The sequence below is a fragment of the Candidatus Symbiopectobacterium endolongispinus genome (assembly GCF_018777385.1).
Taxonomy (GTDB): domain Bacteria; phylum Pseudomonadota; class Gammaproteobacteria; order Enterobacterales; family Enterobacteriaceae; genus Symbiopectobacterium; species Symbiopectobacterium endolongispinus.
Genome location: NZ_JAFJYB010000004.1, coordinates 328,616 through 345,252 on the forward strand (window position 1 = coordinate 328,616; position 16,637 = coordinate 345,252).

Here is a 16,637-nt window from a genome sequence, read left to right on the forward strand (position 1 = left end):
CAGGCGATAAAATAGAGTTAGTCGATGAACAGAATGAACTCTTGGCATACGACATAGTCAAAGGTTCTGTGCCGGAGCGGCATTTAAGGTTCATCGGTTTTGTTGTACTTAATGTGAGGTTTAACGTTGTATTTTATTCACTCACGCTAATTGAAGAGGGGTCGAATGACCAAAGATATGCAAACTTTCACCTTAGTTCCCCAGGGCAGTCTGGAAGGGTATATTCGTGCCGCCAACGCCTATCCGATGCTGACGGCGGAGGAAGAGCGGGCACTAGCTGAACGGCTGCATTACGAGGGCGATCTGGAATCGGCGAAAGCGTTGATCCTATCGCATCTGCGCTTTGTGATTCACGTAGCCCGTACTTATGCTGGTTACGGATTGCCACAGGCAGACCTGATTCAAGAAGGCAATATCGGCCTGATGAAAGCGGTGCGCCGCTTCAACCCGGAAATGGGTGTGCGTCTGGTGTCCTTTGCTGTGCACTGGATCAAAGCCGAAATTCACGAATATGTGTTGCGTAACTGGCGTATCGTCAAGGTTGTGACCACCAAAGCGCAGCGCAAGCTGTTCTTTAACCTGCGTAAGACTAAACAGCGTCTGGGCTGGTTTAATCAGGACGAAGTAGAACTGGTGGCCCGTGAATTGGGTGTCACCAGCAAAGATGTGCGCGAGATGGAATCGCGTATGGCCGCGCAAGACATGACGTTCGATCCCACTCCGGATGACGAATCGCACGATGGCCAAGCGATGGCACCCATGCTCTATCTTCAGGATAAATCTTCTGATTTTGCCTATGGCATCGAAGAAGATAACTGGGATAACCACGCAGCGGACAAGCTTGCCTACGCGTTGGAAGGGCTGGATGAACGCAGCCAGCATATTATCCGGGCGCGCTGGTTGGATGATGACAATAAATCCACCTTGCAAGAACTGGCCGATCAATACGGCGTGTCCGCAGAACGTGTGAGTCAGTTAGAGAAAAACGCCATGAAGAAACTGCGGGCAGCGATTGAAGCTTGATGACAGTACTTATTCAGATAGTGAAAAGGCCAACGTATGTTGGCCTTTTTTGTCGCGCATATTGAAGGATAAGTAGAGGGAATATTAGTCAGAGTAAGATGTGATTTCATCCTTGATTTCCTGAGGTATAAATAATACGGTTTCTGTTGTTATTGAATGGTATTCTTTCTTTAAATGAAAATACTCACCATGCGTTTTTGACATCATATACATGAAATAAAAGTCGTTTAATTTTTTTATATTCAATGCGAGTATTTCATAATCTTTCTCATCAACTCTTTTCGTCAATATATCATTGAAAATAAATTCAGCCACCCTTGCGTTAGTAATGCTATTACCAACACTTTCGGTAATGCCTATGTCATATTGATTACTATATTGAAACTCAGAGGGTAAAAAATTTTTTCAAGCAGTGTTTCTTTATATATCAACTGAATAAGGGAATTTTGTATGCAATATGACCATCTTAACTCAATGTGTTCTTGTTCAATATATTGTTTGCGTGCCTCATCATGGGTGATCATATAATGGTGTGATGACATAAGGTTTAGTATGTCTTTGTATATGTTTGATGCGTTACTGAACAGCCCCCATGTTGTATATCCAGTTCCGATGATGTTCATTGCATATTTTATAATGAGGATTTGCAAGTATTCTATATCTTCTTTTTTTGGTCTTTTTTTTGTAAGGTATACTCATCCAGGCATCGTTTAATGTTTTTAAATGTTCAGTTTTAACTGAGGGTTCATCATTCAACCTATTTATTTGTGCATCACAAAGATCTTTTTTCTGATAGATCTCATTTTCTATTTTTAGTAAATCAGAATTGTATTCTGATACATTAGTAATCGATTTTTCTTGGTTATAATATGATGGGTAAACATTTGATAATGTTATTTTCATTTTCCCCCTGATGTAAATGTACTTATTAGTGTCTATTGTCATTTAATTGTTTTAAAATTTCATACATAATGAAATTTTTTCACGGTATTTATTATAAATATATCAATTTTAATGGTGTTCTAACGAGCTTTACATGATGGGAACTACAATAAGATTTGTTAACTAGGGAAGTGGGGATATATCGTCATCCGTACCCTAGGCTAACGGATGAGGTGTTTTATCGCGTAGTCGAAAAATGAGTCGTATCAGATGGTATTATTAAGAGGCCAATAGATTTACCTAGCGCTACGATAGGTAGCGCGTGGGTTATGCATGAATCCATCACTATTTCTGGTAGGGCTCCTGCCGTTTGTTAGCGGTTAACTTAGGGTGTAGAGCCACCCTCCTGATACCGGGAAGAATCCACAACTTTCCATAAAGCGGTCCAGCACGACTTCATTAACGCCAGCATGATCTGCTGTTGTCAGCCAAAATTCTTTCACGCCCGGTAACTGGCGCACCACTTCCTGAATCAGGTGCAGGCCAACGCCACGGCGGCGCGTCGCTTCTCTGACCATCAGATCATCGAGTTCCGCGTATTCGCCATCAATTTCCACCATCACCGCTGCCAGCAAGCGGCCATTGAAGCGTGACGCGAACAGGCGCTGGTGCAGATCAAGACTCTGTTCCAGCAGGTCGAGATTATGGTGGGGCCAAATCTTGGCGAGATCAATTCTATCCTGGTCGCTGAATAACGAGAGACATTCGACGGCGAGCTTCATTTCGATAACCCTCTCAATGCGTTTGCATAAAGCATAGCTGTAGCCTAAAGCATAATGTAGTAGCGATGTAGATAAACAGTTGTGTAAGTTTTTCTTTACGGTTAATAGGGGAAAATGTTTTCCTCGCCGATAATTTTTCGAGTATTGAGTTGCCCATTGCCGTATAAAGCCGTATAAAGCCGTATAAAGCCGTATAACTGATTATGTATAAAATAAATAGTGGCTTATAAGGCTGGTATTTTATGCTGTTTACACCGCTTATTTCTGATTGCGAGAGTTGATTTGCAGCATAAAATTCCTATTTAATGACATGAAAAATAACGCCTTATTAGCTAAGTATAGCTAATAAAAAGCCTAACCTGTTCTTACTTATAAGAAAAAGATTGAGTACGGCGGGTTGATACAGGTTTGCAGGCGAACTCCATAACGACAGATAGGGTGAATCGAATGAAAGTAGCTAAAGGTAAAGTCGTACTGTTAGGGTGTATGGCCACAGCGTTCGCACACATGGCCCATGCAGAAGACATCAAGGTTGCCGTTGTCGGTGCCATGTCCGGCCCGGTTGCAAAGTACGGCGACATGGAATTTATCGGTGCGCGTCAGGCGATTGCTGACATCAACGCCAAAGGTGGCGTGAAGGGTAATAAACTGGTTGCCGTGTAATATGACGATGCCTGTGACCCGAAACAGGCCGTTGCCGTTGCCAACAAAGTGATTAACGATGGCATTCGTTACGTGATTGGTCACCTGTGCTCCTCTTCTACCCAGCCGGCCTCTGATATCTATGAAGACGAAGGCGTGCCGATGATTACGCCAGCGGCGACTGCACCGGATCTGACTACCGGTGGTTACAAACTGGTGCTGCGTACCACCGGTCTGGATTCCGATCAGGGCCCGACCGCCGCTAACTACATCGTGAATACCATCAAACCGCAGCGTATCGCTGTGGTACACAACAAACAGCAGTACGGTGAAGGTTTGGCGCGCTCTGTTCAGGACAGCCTAAAAAAAGCGGGTGCCAACGTGGTACTGTTTGAAGATGTAACCGCTGGGGACAAAGATTTCTCCACGCTGGTGGCGCGTTTGAAGAAAGAGAACGTGGATTTCGTCTACTTTGGCGGCTACTACCCGGAAATGGGCCAGATTCTGCGTCAGGCACGCCAGGCTGGGTTGACCACCAAATTCATGGGTCCAACTCCTCACTGCCCAACATCGCGGGCGCGGCGTCTGAAGGCATGCTGGTAACCCTGCCGAAACGTTATGACCAGGTTCCTGCTAACCAGCCGATCGTGGATTCACTGAAAGCGAAAAAACTGGATCCGACCGGGCCGTTCGTCTGGACTACCTACGCCGCGTTGCAGTCTCTGACTACCGCGATGGAGCGCAGCGGTACAGAACCGGAAGCTATCGCAAAAGACCTGAAAGCCAACACCGTGGAGACCGTAATGGGTCCGTTGAGCTGGGATACAAAAGGTGACCTGAAAGGGTTTGAGTTTGGCGTATTCGAGTGGCGTGCAGACGGCACTTCTAGCGCAAAATAATCGCTGCCGCCCACTCAGTTCCTGAACACCGATGCCCCCCACCGCCTTCAGGCCGTGGGGCAAAATCTTAAGGTGTAAAGGTTAATTCTAAGGTAAAGGTATGTCCGAGCAGTTCCTCTATTTCCTTAAGCAAATGTTCAACGGCGTGACGTTGGGCAGCACTTATGCGCTGATTGCCATTGGCTACACCATGGTTTACGGCATTATCGGCATGATTAACTTCGCCCACGGCGAAGTCTACATGATCGGTAGCTATTTCTCTTTTATCGTTATCGCTGCACTGATGATGATGGGTATCGACGTCAGTTGGGTGTTGATCGGTGCCGGATTTATCGCGGCCATTGTGATCGCCAGTGCTTACGGCTGGAGCATCGAACGGGTGGCCTATAAACCGGTGCGTAATTCCAAGCGCCTTATTGCGCTGATTTCCGCCATCTGGATGTCCATCTTTCTGCAAAATTACGTCAGTCTGACGCAAGGTTCGCGCGATGTAGCGCTGGTGCATGGTCAACTGGTTGTCGGGGAAAGCAATGGCTTTGCCGCCACCATTACTACCATGCAGGTGACCATCTGGGTTATCACCTTCATCACCATGCTGGCACTAACCACCTTTATTCGCTATTCCCGCATGGGGCGCGCCTGCCGTGCCTGTGCGGAAGACCTGAAAATGGCCAGCCTGTTGGGCATCAGCACTGGCCGCGTGATCTCGCCGACCTTTGTGATCGGCGCGGCGATGGCGGCGGTTGCTGGCGTGTTGCTGGGCCAGTTCTATGGCGTGATCAACCCCTACATAGGTTTTATGGCGGGCATGAAAGCCTTTACCGCCGCGGTGTTAGGCGGGATCGGCAGCATTCCGGGCGCCATGATTGGTGGTCTGGTGCTGGGGGTGGCGGCGTTCCTCATGGGAATGCAACTGGGGCTTGATGACACCACGTTGGTAGTGCGCGGGGCAGATGCCGTGCGCTGGAACCTGATCGGCGTTGGCTGTGTGGTGGTGGTGTTCTTCCAACTGCTGCGCCCCTTCTTCCAAAGTGGAATGTGCAAACTGTCGGGCGGCGGCTCCTCACTGGCACTTCCGAGCTTTGACGGTAGCACGCCGCGTCAAAAAGTGCTGGCGGTGGCGCTGATTATTGCTGCGGTGGTCTGGCCGTTTTTGGTGTCGCGCGGTTCGGTGGATATCGCCACGCTGACGCTGATCTACGTCATGCTGGGCCTGGGCCTGAATGTTGTCGTTGGGCTGTCTGGTTTGCTGGTGCTGGGCTACGGCGGCTTCTACGCCATTGGCGCTTATACCTACGCGTTGCTGAACCACTACTACGGGCTGGGCTTCTGGCAGAGCCTGCCGCTGGAGGGTATCGCTGCTGGGTTGTCCGGTTTCCTGCTCGGTTTCCCGGTGTTGCGCCTGCGCGGTGACTATCTGGCGATTGTGCCGCTCGGTTTCGGTGAAATCGTGCGTATTCTGCTGCTCAACAACACCGAATTTACCGGTGGCCCTAACGGCATCAGCCAGATTCCTAAACCTACCTTCTTTGGGCTGGAGTTCAGCCGCCGCGTCAGCGAAGGCGGTTGGGGCACTTTCCACGACATGTTTGGCCTGAAGTATGACCCCAGCGATCGTATCACTTTCCTTTATCTGGTGGCGCTGCTGCCGGTTATCGCAACTCTGTTTGTCATCAATCGTTTACTGCGTATGCCGTTGGGGCGTGCCTGGGAAGCGCTACGTGACGATGAGATTGCCTGTCGTTCGTTAGGATTAAGCCCAACCCGTATCAAGCTGACAGCGTTTACCATCAGTGCGGCGTTTGCCGGTTTCGCTGGCACGTTGTTTGCCGCGCGTCAGGGGTTTGTCAGTCCGGAATCCTTTACCTTTGCTGAATCGGCGTTCGTGCTCGCCATTGTGGTGTTAGGCGGTATGGGCTCTCAGTTTGCGGTGGTCCTCGCGGCCATTCTGCTGGTGGTATCGCGTGAATTGATGCGCGATCTGAATGAGTACAGCATGCTGCTGCTGGGAGCTCTGATGGTGCTGATGATGATTTGGCGTCCGCAAGGGCTGTTGCCGATGAAGCGCCCAGAGATGAAGCTGAAGGTTGAGAAGAAGGAAGAACAGGCATGAGTACGCAACCATTATTATCGGTTCGTGGCCTGACCATGCGCTTTGGCGGTTTGCTGGCGGTCAACAATGTGGAACTGGACCTGAATCAGGGCGAAATCGTCTCTCTGATTGGTCCGAAGGGCGCGGGTAAAACCACGCTGCTCGGCACCGCGTGCGACGGCGGGTTCCATCATTTATGAGGGAAAAGACATCACCCAGTGGCAAACGGCGCAGATTGTGCGTGAAGCCATCGCCATTGTGCCGGAAGGTCGCCGCGTGTTTTCACGCATGACGGTGGAAGAGAATCTGGCGATGGGCGGCTTCTTTGCTGACAAAGAGCAGTATCAGTCGCGTATTGCGCTGGTATACGATCTGTTCCCGCGTCTGTATGAGCGCCGCGCGCAGCGTTCCGGCACCATGTCCGGCGGTGAGCAGCAGATGCTGGTCATCGGACGTGCCTTGATGAGCCAACCGCGTTTGCTGCTGCTGGACGAGCCCTCTCTGGGGTTAGCGCCGATTATTATTTTGCAGATTTTTGATACTATCGCTCAACTGCGCGAAGAAGGGATGACCATCTTCCTGGTCGAGCAGAATGCGAATCAGGCGCTGAAATTGGCGGATCGTGGTTATGTGCTGGAGAATGGTCGGGTAGTATTGGAAGATACGGGTGCCGCCTTGCTGGCAAATGAAGCTGTGCGTTCTGCCTATCTCGGTGGATAACCATGCTGTCTGAACGACCATTATTGCGCGACAATCGTCGCGTCTGGGTGGGCCAGCATTGTCTGGCCCATCGTGTTATCTGATGAATCAAGAGAATGAAAATGGCAACTGAAGGATTACTGTCTCAGCGTATGGCGAGACTGAAAAGCTCGGCGATTCGGGAATTATTGAAACACAGCAAGATGGATCATGTGATTTCTCTGGCTGGGGGAATTCATTCAGATGCCTTGTTCGATTTTGAGGGATTAAACCAGGCGACCCAGCGTGCGATTACCGAACAGCCGAAAAACGCGTTTCAGTATGGTTTGACGGAAGGCAGCGATACGCTGCGTGTGCGTATTGCTGAACTGTGCGCGCTGCGCGGTATGAAAACCCACGCTGACGACATGGTGGTCACGGCTGGCTCGCAGCAGGCGTTGGAACTGGCGGAAGCGCGCGTGATGTCGGTCGCGTCCGACAAAGACGGCATGGTGGTGGACGAGTTGGAAACCCTGCTGCACACCCAGCGCATTAAAGCGGTGTATCTGGTGCCGAACTTTGGTAATCAGAGCGGGTGGTACTGAATGAAGCGCGTCGTCGCCAGTTGATTACGCTCGCCGATCGCTACGGCTTTGTGATTATTGAAGATGACCCCTACGGAGAACTGCGTTTCACCGACGAGCGCAACCAGACGCTGTTCCAGCTTGGGCAAGAGATGCTGGGCCACAACGATGCGGTGATCTACACCTCGACGTTCTCAAAAATTCTGGCACCGGGCCTGCGCCTCGGCTGGGACATCCTGCCGCAGTGGTTGCTGCATAAAGTGGCGATCATCAAGCAGGTGGCGGATTTGCATGCCAGCTCGCTGTCGCAAACCATCGCGGAATACTATCTGGCGTCGGGGCGTTTACCGACCCAAATCGACAAGATTCGCGAAGCCTACAAGCATAAAGGTGAACTGCTGGGATCGCTGATTGAACAAGAGTTGGGCGACGTGATGACCTTCAACAAACCCAAAGGCGGCATGTTCCTGTGGGCGCGCTTCCGCGAGCCGTTCAACACCACACAGTGGCTGGAAAAAACACTGTAACAGGGTGTGGTGTTCGTGCCGGGTGAGTTCTTCTTCCCGGAACGCCCTGATTACGCCACGCTGCGTTTCTCGTTTGCTACCGCAACGGATGAGAAGATGCACGAGGCGGTTGCTCGCCTGAAACGCGCGCTAAGTTGAGTGGTGTACCAAAACCGCTGCCTGTGGGCAGCGGTTGCCTCCTAGGTTAAACCGCGCGTCAGCACAGTTGCCGAATCAGATGCGGCAGTTCCTGACTGACGATCTCCAGCAGGGTATCGCGCGCTGCGTCTGGCGCATTTCCTACCCACGCCACCGCCAGCGGTAAGGCAGTAAACGCCCCCTCGCCATGATCGATAGCCACAAAACGCACGTGCTGGGTTGCCATGCGCGCTGCCCAGCGCGGCATGATGGCTCCGCCCACTTCGCTTGCCACCATGCTGAGAATGGTCTGTTTTTCATCGACGAGCTGCACAATATGGGGTTTAAGCCCGGCCTGATAGAACAGCTTGATGGCGACATCGTGGCTGTGCGGACGTGCGCGGCGTGCCGGTACGATAAGCGGCAGCGTGGCGATATCCTTGATGGTTACGCTATGGCGCGTCGCTAACTGATGGTGTTCGGCGATGGCGAGCACCACATTTTCGTAGAGCAGAAAGCGGGTGGTGAGTTGCGGATCGCTCTCTTTCAGCGGGCGGATAAATGCCATATCCAGTTGGCCGGATTTCAACTTGGGCAGCAGTTGCGCGGTTTTGTTTTCATCAATGCGCACATCTACGTCGGGACAGGCGTGACGAAATGTGGGTAGCAGATGAGGCACTAGCGCAATCGCTGCGCTGTCGATGGCCACAATGCGCAATGTGCGTGCCTGAAGGCGTCCCTGACGGCGAAAGTGGACTCCCAGCACATCCACGTCAGCCACGATTTTCTTCCCTTCTTCCAACAGTTTGTGGCCGTGTGCCGTAAGCGCCACGTTGCGTGTGGAACGTACGAACAGACGCACGTTGAGGCTCTCTTCCAACAGGCGGATATGGCGTCCGGGGCGGAGGGCAACATATCGAGCTGCTGGGCTGCGCGGCCGAAATGTAGTGCGTCTGCCACCGCGATAAAGCAGCGCAACTGGCGGAGTTCCATGGGCGACCCTCAGTAGTAGGTAGAGCGAGCGCGTAGATAATAGCGCCGTTTTCAGCCTGAACAAGCGGTGAAAAAATGCTCATGTTGTTGGCGGTGATCCCTATCACAGAACCGCAAGGCGTAAAATGGGTGTGATTGTTGATTACATGTATCTTAAATGTTTGTTTTTATCGCTTTCCCACATTAAAAATAGGTGAATATTGATCGCCATCATCGAATTCAACGCCACCCTGGTGACGCCGCTGGATTATGCAAAATTTTTATATAATCCCAGGTGAATGATCCCGCCAATGTTCTGACGCATAGTCTGACCAGAAATAACGTGTATTAACCAGCCTTATTATTTTTTCTACTCTTACCCTATTATTCTGGAATGCATAATGAAAACAGATATTGAAAGTGTGACGCTAAAAAAGATCACCTGGCGGATTATTCCCTATGTCATGGTGGTTTATTTTGTCGGCTTTTTTGACCGTATTAATATCGGATTTGCCGCGTTAACCATGAATCAGGATTTAGGTTTTTCCGATGCGGTTTTTGGTTTGGGAGCGGGTTTGTTTTTTCCCGGTTATTTTCTGACGGATGTACCTTCTAACATTATTTTGCAGAAAGTCGGACCGCGTATTTGGCTCACGCGTATTTTGCTAAGCTGGGCCGTGATCACCGCGTTTATGATTAATGTGAAAACCGTGGAAGGGTTTTATATTCTCCGTTTTCTGCTGGGTGTTGCGGAAGCCGGTTCTTTCTCCGGCATTATTCTCTATCTCAGTACCTGGTTCCTAATGAAACGGCGGGCACAGATGATTGCCTTGTTTATGGCCGCCGCCCCGATTTCCGCGATGGTGGGCTCACCGCTGGCAGGGACTATTCTCAGTGCTCACGGCGCGCTTGGCCTCGCAGGGTGGCAGTTAATGTTCCTGATTTGTACCGTCGCGGCGACGGTCATGGGTGTGTTCACCTGGTTCTATGTTAACGACAAGCCGGAGAAAAACCGCTGGTTGACGGAGGAAGAAATGCAGTGGCTGGTGGCGACGCTGGCGGCGGAAAAACAGAACAAAGGTGAAGTGGTTAAAGTCAGCATCTGGAAAGGGATGACCGATATCCGTGTTCTGACGCTGGCCGTGGTCTATTTCGGCACCTCTGCCGGGCTCTATTCTCTCAATATCTGGTCGCCGTAGTTTATCAAATCCTTAGGTTTAACCACCATGCAGATTGGCCTGATCAATGCAGTGCCCTCGGCCATGGCCGCTATTGCGATGGTGATGTGGGCGCGGCATTCCGATAAAACGAAAGAGCGCACCCGGCATGTGGTGAGCGCGTGTTTGCTGGCGAGCACCGGGTTTGTGCTGGCGGGCTGGGCGCAGTCGTTACCGCTGGCGATTGCCGCGCTTGTCATGGCCAATATGGGTATCTCTTCTTGTAAACCGCCGATCTGGAGTATCCCGTCGCTGTTCCTGAGCGGGCCTGCTGCTGCCGTACTGGCCGCCATCAACTCTATCGGTAATCTTGGCGGCTTTGCGGGTCCCGCGCTGATCGGCTTGCTAAAAAGCAACACTGGCAGCTTTTCCATCGCGCTGTATTGCGTCGCGGGCATGTTGGTCGTTTCCACGATATTAACCCTGTCTATTGAAGTGCGTCGTTGTCGCGACGCCGCAAAGCTCGAATTAACCCATTCAACGAAATAAAGCCGTATCTGTTTTTTATTGGAGGTTGTGTGATGTCTCAAAATGATGTGTCGACATTGACAGAGATAATGACCCACTTTACCGGTTATGTTGGCAAACGTCTGCCAACCGATGTCATCAAGAAATTGGAAGAACTACGCAGTAAAGAAAAAGATGAACTGTCGCTTGCCAGAGTGGTTTATGACTCAATGTTTGAAAACCAAAAGCAAGCGGATCTATTAGATCGACCCTGCTGTCAGGATACCGGTGTAATTCAGTATTTTATTACGGCAGGATCGGCATTCCCTTATTTAGGTGAGTTGGAAAGCATATTACAAACGGCTACCGAAGAGACCACTAAAAAAGCGCCATTACGCCATAATGCGGTCGAAACCTTTATTGAGAAAAATACCGGTACCAATACCGAATCGCGTATTCCGTGGCTCGATTGGGAAATCATTCCTCATGATGATAGTTGCACCATTGAAGTCTATATGGGGTCTTCCCTTGTTGTGGTGGCTGAAGGCATGATAATGGCGTATTAAATCGCCAGAGGTCACCACCATGGACGAAAAGTCTCTCTACGCTCATATCCTCAACCTGTCTATTCCGTGGCATGTAAAGTCTCTTTCTCTCGATGAAAATGCCGGTTCTGTTACCGTTACAGTTGAGATTGCGAAAAACACTCAGTTAACCTGTCCAACCTGCGGGAAATCTTGTCCTATTCACGATCACCGACATCGTAAATGGCGCCATCTCGATACCTGTCAGTTCGCGACAATAGTCGAAGCTGATGTACCCCGTATTATGTGCCCGGAGCATGGCTACCAGACGCTGTCTGTTCCATGGGCCGGCCCCGGTAGCCGGTATACGCTGTTGTTCGAGTCGTTCGTTATCTCATGGCTGAAAATCAGCACCGTGGATGCCGTCAGGAAACAGCTGAGGCTGAGCTGGAATGCTGTCGATAATATTATGCAACGGGCGGTTAAGCGTGGACTGGCCCGTCGAAAAACACCTCAGGCCGCACGTCATCTCTGTGTTGATGAGGTCGCTTTCAAAAAGGGGCATCAGTACGTCACCGTTATCTCTGATACCCAAGGACAGGCATTGGAACTCAAAGATGATCGCGGAGTTGAAAGTCTTGCTGGCTATCTCCGGAGTCTGGGTGACCGCCAGATTGAATCCATTAAAACCCTGTCGATGGACATGAATCTATCCTATATAAGCGCAGCGCGGCTCCATCTGCCTAACGCGGTGGAGAAGATCGCGTTCGACCACTTCCATGTAGCGAAAATGCTCTGTGCCGTCGTAGATAAAACACGACAGTTGGAGATGAAAACCATCCCGTTACCGGCACGAAAAAGTGCACATCGTTCCCGTTATCTGTGGTTGTACGGTCGCCATAAACGTCATGGTCGAATAGCAGAAAGACTGGAAGCAGCGCAGATGGTTCTGCCTGATACCAGCCGTTGCTGGGCAATGAAGGCGCTGGCCCGGGAACTCTGGAACCGCCGGTATGACGAACACAGCAGGCGTCTGTGGCTGGAATGGATAGGGATGGCAAAAGACGTTGGTGTCCCGCTACTAAGCAGCGCCGCCCGGACGTTACGTAAACGACTGTACGGGATCCTGAATGCCATGAAACACAGGGTATCAAACGGTAATGCAGAGTCACTAAACAGCAAGATAAGGCTGCTGCGGATCAAGTCCAGAGGATACCGGAACAAAGAACGCTTTAAGGTGGCAGTGATGTTCCATTACGGCAGGTTAAACATGGGGTTATGAGTCTCCCACCATGATAGGGGAAGACCCTGTTTTCACCAGCAGTTTCCCGCCCTTTTCGGCAAAATGCTGTTGCAGAACATCAATCACTGCGCGCCCACGGCCCTGATAAATATGCCAGGTATAATAGCCACCGGGATAATTCGAGGTCAGCTTATCAAAATGAACCACGAGATCTTGTAGCCAATCAATGGTATCTGCTGATTTATTAATATAATTGCGTACCAGCTTGGCATTAGGTCGCCAGTGGCTATAATCCATCACTAGCTTAAAAGCCTGATCGCGGGTAAATACATGATTATTTTCCCGCTGTATTTTACTTTCTACCGCAAATATCCCTTCCGAAAATTGTCCGGTGCCCCCGGTTTGCGGAAGTTTCTCCAGATTAATAACTTTCAGACCCTGTTCGGTTAATGCATAGGCTGCCGCAGACCCTGATGCTCCGGCACCGACCACCACCACATCCGTGTCCATGACTTGTTCCGCATTCGCGGTCATTCCAAAACACGAAAGAATAGCGGCAGTTAGAATTGATTTTACTCTTATTTCGCTCCCCTTGATGTTATACTCGCCATACTTCGAGTTGCAGGTGCGTTGGCTACACTCGCTCACCCGAATCACTTACTTGAGTAAGCTCATCGGGATTCCCTCATTTGCCGCCTTCCTGCAACTCGAATTATTTAGGGTATATATTTTTATTATGTTGAAACCGATGTGGTTTACACACTGGTTAACGGGTTATATATCAAGAGAAATCGTCATTTACGTATACCGTGATACATTATTGCGAATATTTTAAATACTGTTAATAACCTCTCATTTTGGTTGATAATATTTATTCACCCTACAACCACAAATAAACAACAATGCGTAATATAACGCTAACAAAGAAAAGGTATTGTATATTCTCGTATCGACACGTTTATTCTCAGGGTGAATACCTCTTACTGACAGTAATGTTTCGACAAGGGTGTGCCAGCACGTGCCTTTTAACAATCGCGCCCAAATCCCGCTTTAATCAGACAAGCGCCCGTTGTCAGTGTCTCCAATCTTGCTCTGACAACGCTCTCTTTTGAAAACGGAACACTTCAATAGCGGAACTATGACTATACGACTCGTTGCCCCAGCGTTACTCCTGCTTTTACTGACGTCTGGACCGGAGGTTCACGCGCAACCCCTTGTGCCGTCAAAAGACTCCACGGTGGCACCGTACCTGCTGCCCGACGCGCCAACATTCGACCAGACTATCCCACAATTTCGCACGCGCTATAACCTCAGCAACCCCTCATTAACGATGGGTGAATTCCGCGCAGTGGATACTGGAGAGCCCGGCGCACCGCTGACGCGGGCTGCGAGCAGAATCAATGCCCAACTCTACGCCTCAACCGCGCTGGAGCGAGGCACCGGCAAAATAAAAACCATGCAACTGACCTACCACCCTCAGGCGGGCGATCCTGAAACCGGCGCTCGCCGTGCGCAGGCTATCCAGTATATGGCCGCGCTGCTGCGTCACTTCATTCCCTCGCTCTCCGAGGAACAAAGCAACAAGAAGATTACGGAATTGCTGGATATCGGCAAACGTCAGGGCTTTTACCAACAAACGGAAGGCGCATTGCGATATGTAGTGGCAGATAATGGGGAAAAAGGGATAACATTCGCTGTTGAACCGATTAAGCTAACGCTATCTGAACCGTGATCGCGCTGGCATTGAGTGATGAAAATCCGAACTTCTCGCGGGTTTGGTTTCTATACTGTCTGAAAAATAAAATTACTTGCTATCCCTATTCGGAGGAAAAAAGATGCGTCATCCATTAGTAATGGGTAACTGGAAGCTGAACGGCAGCACGCACATGGTTATCGAGCTGATCGCCGGTTTGCGTAAAGAACTCAGCACAGTGACTGGCTGCAACGTCGCCATCGCGCCGCCCGAGCTGTATCTGGATCAGGCAAATCATCAATTGGCCGGTGGCCGCATTGCGCTCGGCGCACAGAACGTCGATGTTAACCTGTCCGGTGCCTACACGGGCGAAACCTCTGCCACCATGCTGAAAGACATCGGTGCGAAATACATCATCATCGGCCACTCCGAACGCCGCACCTACCACAAAGAAAGCGACGCATTCATTGCGAAAAAATTTGGCGTGCTGAAAGAAGCCGGACTGATCCCCGTGTTGTGCATTGGTGAAACCGAAGCCGAAAACGAAGCTGGTGAAACCGAAGCGGTTGTCGCCCGTCAGTTGGATGCGGTATTGAGCACATTGGGTGCCACAGCCTTCAACGATGCGGTTATCGCCTACGAACCCGTATGGGCCATTGGCACTGGTAAATCAGCAACCCCGGCTCAGGCACAAGCGGTGCATAAATTTATCCGTGACCATATCGCCAAGCAGGACAAAGCGGTCGCCGATCAGGTCATCATTCAGTATGGTGGTTCGGTCAACGCAGCCAACGCCGCAGAACTCTTCACGCAGCCGGACATCGACGGCGCACTGGTAGGTGGCGCGTCGCTGAAAGCCGATGCCTTTGCCGTGATCGTAAAAGCCGCCGCAGAAGCCAAGCGCGCGTAATGCGGTAATACTGCAACAGCGCATCTGTTTTACGGATGCGCTGTTTTACTCTCTTGTTCCCGCCCCTCGCTGTACTCCTTTTCTGAAACTCTTGTACCGCCTCGCACCAGGCACTTAATCATTCGCAGTGACTTTTTCACGTTACTAAATTAAAAATTTTATTTCTGAAAAACAAAACCCTCATTTACGGGATTAAATATTTTAAATGTCTGGATATTTATTATTTTCTATAAAACCTACCTTTTACCTCAAGACGCATACGTCTCAAATCACACCGTAATCATCATGCCACGCTGTACTACGCTCTATGGAGGGAGAAAGCGCCTCAGTGAGGCCATCATATCAAATTGATAAGTAAGGAAAATGTCGGTCTATTACGGAGATATCACCATGCCCTTTGACGAATCCAGCAATACTTTCAGCCACTATGTTTCAACCGGACATCTGCCGGACCAGGACACCGTTGCACAATTGATTCAGGAAGCCCACCAGCGTTTCGGGCAGAACCACGAGGGCGTCGTTTCTAAGGTTTATCCTGCTCTTGAACGCGTGCCTCCTGCGCTCTATGGCATTTGCATGGTTGGCACTAACGGCGCAGTACACGCCGCAGGTGATGTGGATTATGAGTTCACCATCATGAGCGTATCAAAGCCCTTTGTCTTTGCGCTGGTGTGTCAGGCACTGGGTGCCCGCGTCGCGCGCGAAAAGTTGGGCGTAAACAGTACCGGTATGCCGTTCAACTCTGTCACAGCCGTTGAGTTCACCGCAGACGCCCGCACTAATCCGATGGTAAATCCAGGGGCAATCGCCACCACCAGCCTGATCCCCGGCAACACCAGCAACGAGAAATGGAATTTTATTTACAGCGGGTTATGCGGTTTCGCGGGCAGAGAACTCACCTTTAACGAGGAAGTGTATCAATCCGCCAGTGAGACTAATTTCCGCAATCGCGGCATCGCCAATCTGCTTTACAGTTACGGGCGGCTCGGCTGCGATCCGGCCATTGCTGTTGATTTATATACCCGCCAATGCTCACTCAACATCAGCGCCCGCGATCTGGCGGTGATGGGGGCGACGCTGTCCGATGGTGGTGTTAATCCCATCACCCGCGACCGCGTGGTCAACAATGACGTGTGCCATTACGCCCTGGCCGTGATGGTCACCGCTGGGCTGTATGAAACATCCGGCGACCGGCTCTACGATATCGGCCTCCCCGGCAAGAGCGGCATTGGCGGTGGCATCGTCACTGTCTCGCCCGGTAAGGGCGGTTTAGGCACCTTTGCGCCCTTACTTGACGGTGCAGGCAACAGCGTCAAAGGCCAGTTGGCCGCACGCTTTCTCTCCCGCAGCCTGGGTATGGATATGTTCGTCTCCGAACCTTACACCGAAAAAAGCTGATCATCGT

11 protein-coding genes and 5 pseudogenes are annotated in these 16,637 nt (G+C 50.7%); 11 read left to right on the forward strand and 5 right to left on the reverse strand.

Annotated features, from left to right (window positions below; genetic code table 11):
* Nucleotides 1–165 precede the first annotated feature (165 nt).
* The gene (gene rpoH / locus JZM30_RS17100; protein WP_252320145.1) at nucleotides 166–1,023 is read left to right on the forward strand and encodes an RNA polymerase sigma factor RpoH; all 858 of its coding nucleotides are present in this window, start codon (nucleotides 166–168) and stop codon (nucleotides 1,021–1,023) included.
* Between the two features lie 576 nt (nucleotides 1,024–1,599).
* Here rpoH and JZM30_RS17105 read toward each other — a convergent pair.
* Nucleotides 1,600–1,926 carry a hypothetical protein gene (locus JZM30_RS17105; RefSeq protein ID WP_252320147.1) on the reverse strand — a complete coding sequence of 109 codons (327 nt, stop codon included), beginning with the start codon at nucleotides 1,924–1,926 and terminating at the stop codon, nucleotides 1,600–1,602.
* A gap of 359 nt (nucleotides 1,927–2,285) precedes the next feature.
* The gene (gene panM / locus JZM30_RS17110) at nucleotides 2,286–2,687 is read right to left on the reverse strand and encodes an aspartate 1-decarboxylase autocleavage activator PanM (protein WP_252320149.1); all 402 of its coding nucleotides are present in this window, start codon (nucleotides 2,685–2,687) and stop codon (nucleotides 2,286–2,288) included.
* 447 nt (nucleotides 2,688–3,134) lie between these two features.
* Between panM and JZM30_RS17115 the strand changes: the two are divergent.
* The 4 genes and pseudogenes from JZM30_RS17115 (at nucleotide 3,135) to JZM30_RS17130 (ending at nucleotide 8,247) form a co-directional block, all read left to right on the forward strand.
* Nucleotides 3,135–4,228: pseudogene (locus tag JZM30_RS17115) on the forward strand (branched-chain amino acid ABC transporter substrate-binding protein).
* A 100-nt stretch (nucleotides 4,229–4,328) separates the two neighbouring features.
* Nucleotides 4,329–6,341: a high-affinity branched-chain amino acid ABC transporter permease LivH gene (livH, locus tag JZM30_RS17120; RefSeq protein ID WP_286673616.1), complete on the forward strand. Its 2,013-nt coding sequence runs from the start codon at nucleotides 4,329–4,331 to the stop codon at nucleotides 6,339–6,341.
* Between the two features lie 35 nt (nucleotides 6,342–6,376).
* Nucleotides 6,377–7,040, forward strand: a pseudogene (locus tag JZM30_RS17125) (ATP-binding cassette domain-containing protein).
* A gap of 101 nt (nucleotides 7,041–7,141) precedes the next feature.
* Nucleotides 7,142–8,247: pseudogene (locus tag JZM30_RS17130) on the forward strand (aminotransferase-like domain-containing protein).
* Nucleotides 8,248–8,305: 58 nt separating this feature from the next.
* Here the strand turns inward: JZM30_RS17130 and JZM30_RS17135 are convergent.
* Both JZM30_RS17135 and JZM30_RS24410 read right to left on the reverse strand, forming a co-directional pair.
* Nucleotides 8,306–9,088, reverse strand: coding sequence for a LysR family transcriptional regulator (locus tag JZM30_RS17135; protein ID WP_252320151.1), 783 nt, complete (start codon nucleotides 9,086–9,088; stop codon nucleotides 8,306–8,308).
* 77 nt (nucleotides 9,089–9,165) lie between these two features.
* Nucleotides 9,166–9,219 (reverse strand): annotated as a pseudogene (locus tag JZM30_RS24410) (hypothetical protein); the annotation flags it as partial.
* Between the two features lie 380 nt (nucleotides 9,220–9,599).
* On the opposite strand from JZM30_RS24410, the pseudogene JZM30_RS17140 reads away from it, so the two are divergent.
* The 3 genes and pseudogenes from JZM30_RS17140 to JZM30_RS17150 all read left to right on the forward strand — a co-directional run bounded on the left by JZM30_RS17140 (nucleotide 9,600) and on the right by JZM30_RS17150 (nucleotide 12,668).
* A pseudogene (locus tag JZM30_RS17140) lies at nucleotides 9,600–10,904 on the forward strand (MFS transporter).
* A 32-nt stretch (nucleotides 10,905–10,936) separates the two neighbouring features.
* Complete coding sequence (locus JZM30_RS17145; protein WP_252320153.1) at nucleotides 10,937–11,428, forward strand: fumarate hydratase; 492 nt, start codon at nucleotides 10,937–10,939, stop codon at nucleotides 11,426–11,428.
* Between the two features lie 19 nt (nucleotides 11,429–11,447).
* On the forward strand, nucleotides 11,448–12,668 hold the full coding sequence (locus JZM30_RS17150) for an ISL3 family transposase (RefSeq protein WP_252320155.1): 1,221 nt from the start codon (nucleotides 11,448–11,450) through the stop codon (nucleotides 12,666–12,668).
* On the opposite strand, the gene JZM30_RS17155 is transcribed toward JZM30_RS17150, so the two are convergent.
* A complete protein-coding gene (locus tag JZM30_RS17155) occupies nucleotides 12,663–13,277 on the reverse strand; it encodes an FAD-dependent oxidoreductase (RefSeq protein ID WP_252320157.1) in 615 nt (204 codons plus the stop codon). The two genes, JZM30_RS17150 and JZM30_RS17155, sit on opposite strands and share 6 nt — an antisense overlap.
* A gap of 490 nt (nucleotides 13,278–13,767) precedes the next feature.
* Between JZM30_RS17155 and JZM30_RS17160 the strand changes: the two genes are divergently transcribed.
* The 3 genes from JZM30_RS17160 to glsA all read left to right on the forward strand — a co-directional run bounded on the left by JZM30_RS17160 (nucleotide 13,768) and on the right by glsA (nucleotide 16,630).
* A complete protein-coding gene (locus tag JZM30_RS17160) occupies nucleotides 13,768–14,361 on the forward strand; it encodes a DUF1454 family protein (RefSeq protein ID WP_252320159.1) in 594 nt (197 codons plus the stop codon).
* A 103-nt stretch (nucleotides 14,362–14,464) separates the two neighbouring features.
* Complete coding sequence (gene tpiA, locus JZM30_RS17165) at nucleotides 14,465–15,232, forward strand: triose-phosphate isomerase (RefSeq protein WP_252320161.1); 768 nt, start codon at nucleotides 14,465–14,467, stop codon at nucleotides 15,230–15,232.
* Between the two features lie 390 nt (nucleotides 15,233–15,622).
* Nucleotides 15,623–16,630 (forward strand): glutaminase A, encoded by a 1,008-nt coding sequence (gene glsA, locus JZM30_RS17170; protein WP_252320605.1) that lies wholly within the window; start codon nucleotides 15,623–15,625, stop codon nucleotides 16,628–16,630.
* Nucleotides 16,631–16,637 lie beyond the last annotated feature (7 nt).

Excerpts from the sequence above, each read along its gene's own strand:
- rpoH (WP_252320145.1), top strand. The coding sequence starts at position 166 with ATGACCAAAGATATGCAAACTTTCACCTTAGTTCCCCAGGGCAGTCTG.
- JZM30_RS17105 (WP_252320147.1), bottom strand. The coding sequence starts at position 1,926 with ATGAAAATAACATTATCAAATGTTTACCCATCATATTATAACCAAGAA.
- panM (WP_252320149.1), bottom strand. The coding sequence starts at position 2,687 with ATGAAGCTCGCCGTCGAATGTCTCTCGTTATTCAGCGACCAGGATAGA.
- livH (WP_286673616.1), top strand. The coding sequence starts at position 4,329 with ATGTCCGAGCAGTTCCTCTATTTCCTTAAGCAAATGTTCAACGGCGTG.
- JZM30_RS17145 (WP_252320153.1), top strand. The coding sequence starts at position 10,937 with ATGTCTCAAAATGATGTGTCGACATTGACAGAGATAATGACCCACTTT.
- JZM30_RS17150 (WP_252320155.1), top strand. The coding sequence starts at position 11,448 with ATGGACGAAAAGTCTCTCTACGCTCATATCCTCAACCTGTCTATTCCG.
- JZM30_RS17160 (WP_252320159.1), top strand. The coding sequence starts at position 13,768 with ATGACTATACGACTCGTTGCCCCAGCGTTACTCCTGCTTTTACTGACG.
- tpiA (WP_252320161.1), top strand. The coding sequence starts at position 14,465 with ATGCGTCATCCATTAGTAATGGGTAACTGGAAGCTGAACGGCAGCACG.
- glsA (WP_252320605.1), top strand. The coding sequence starts at position 15,623 with ATGCCCTTTGACGAATCCAGCAATACTTTCAGCCACTATGTTTCAACC.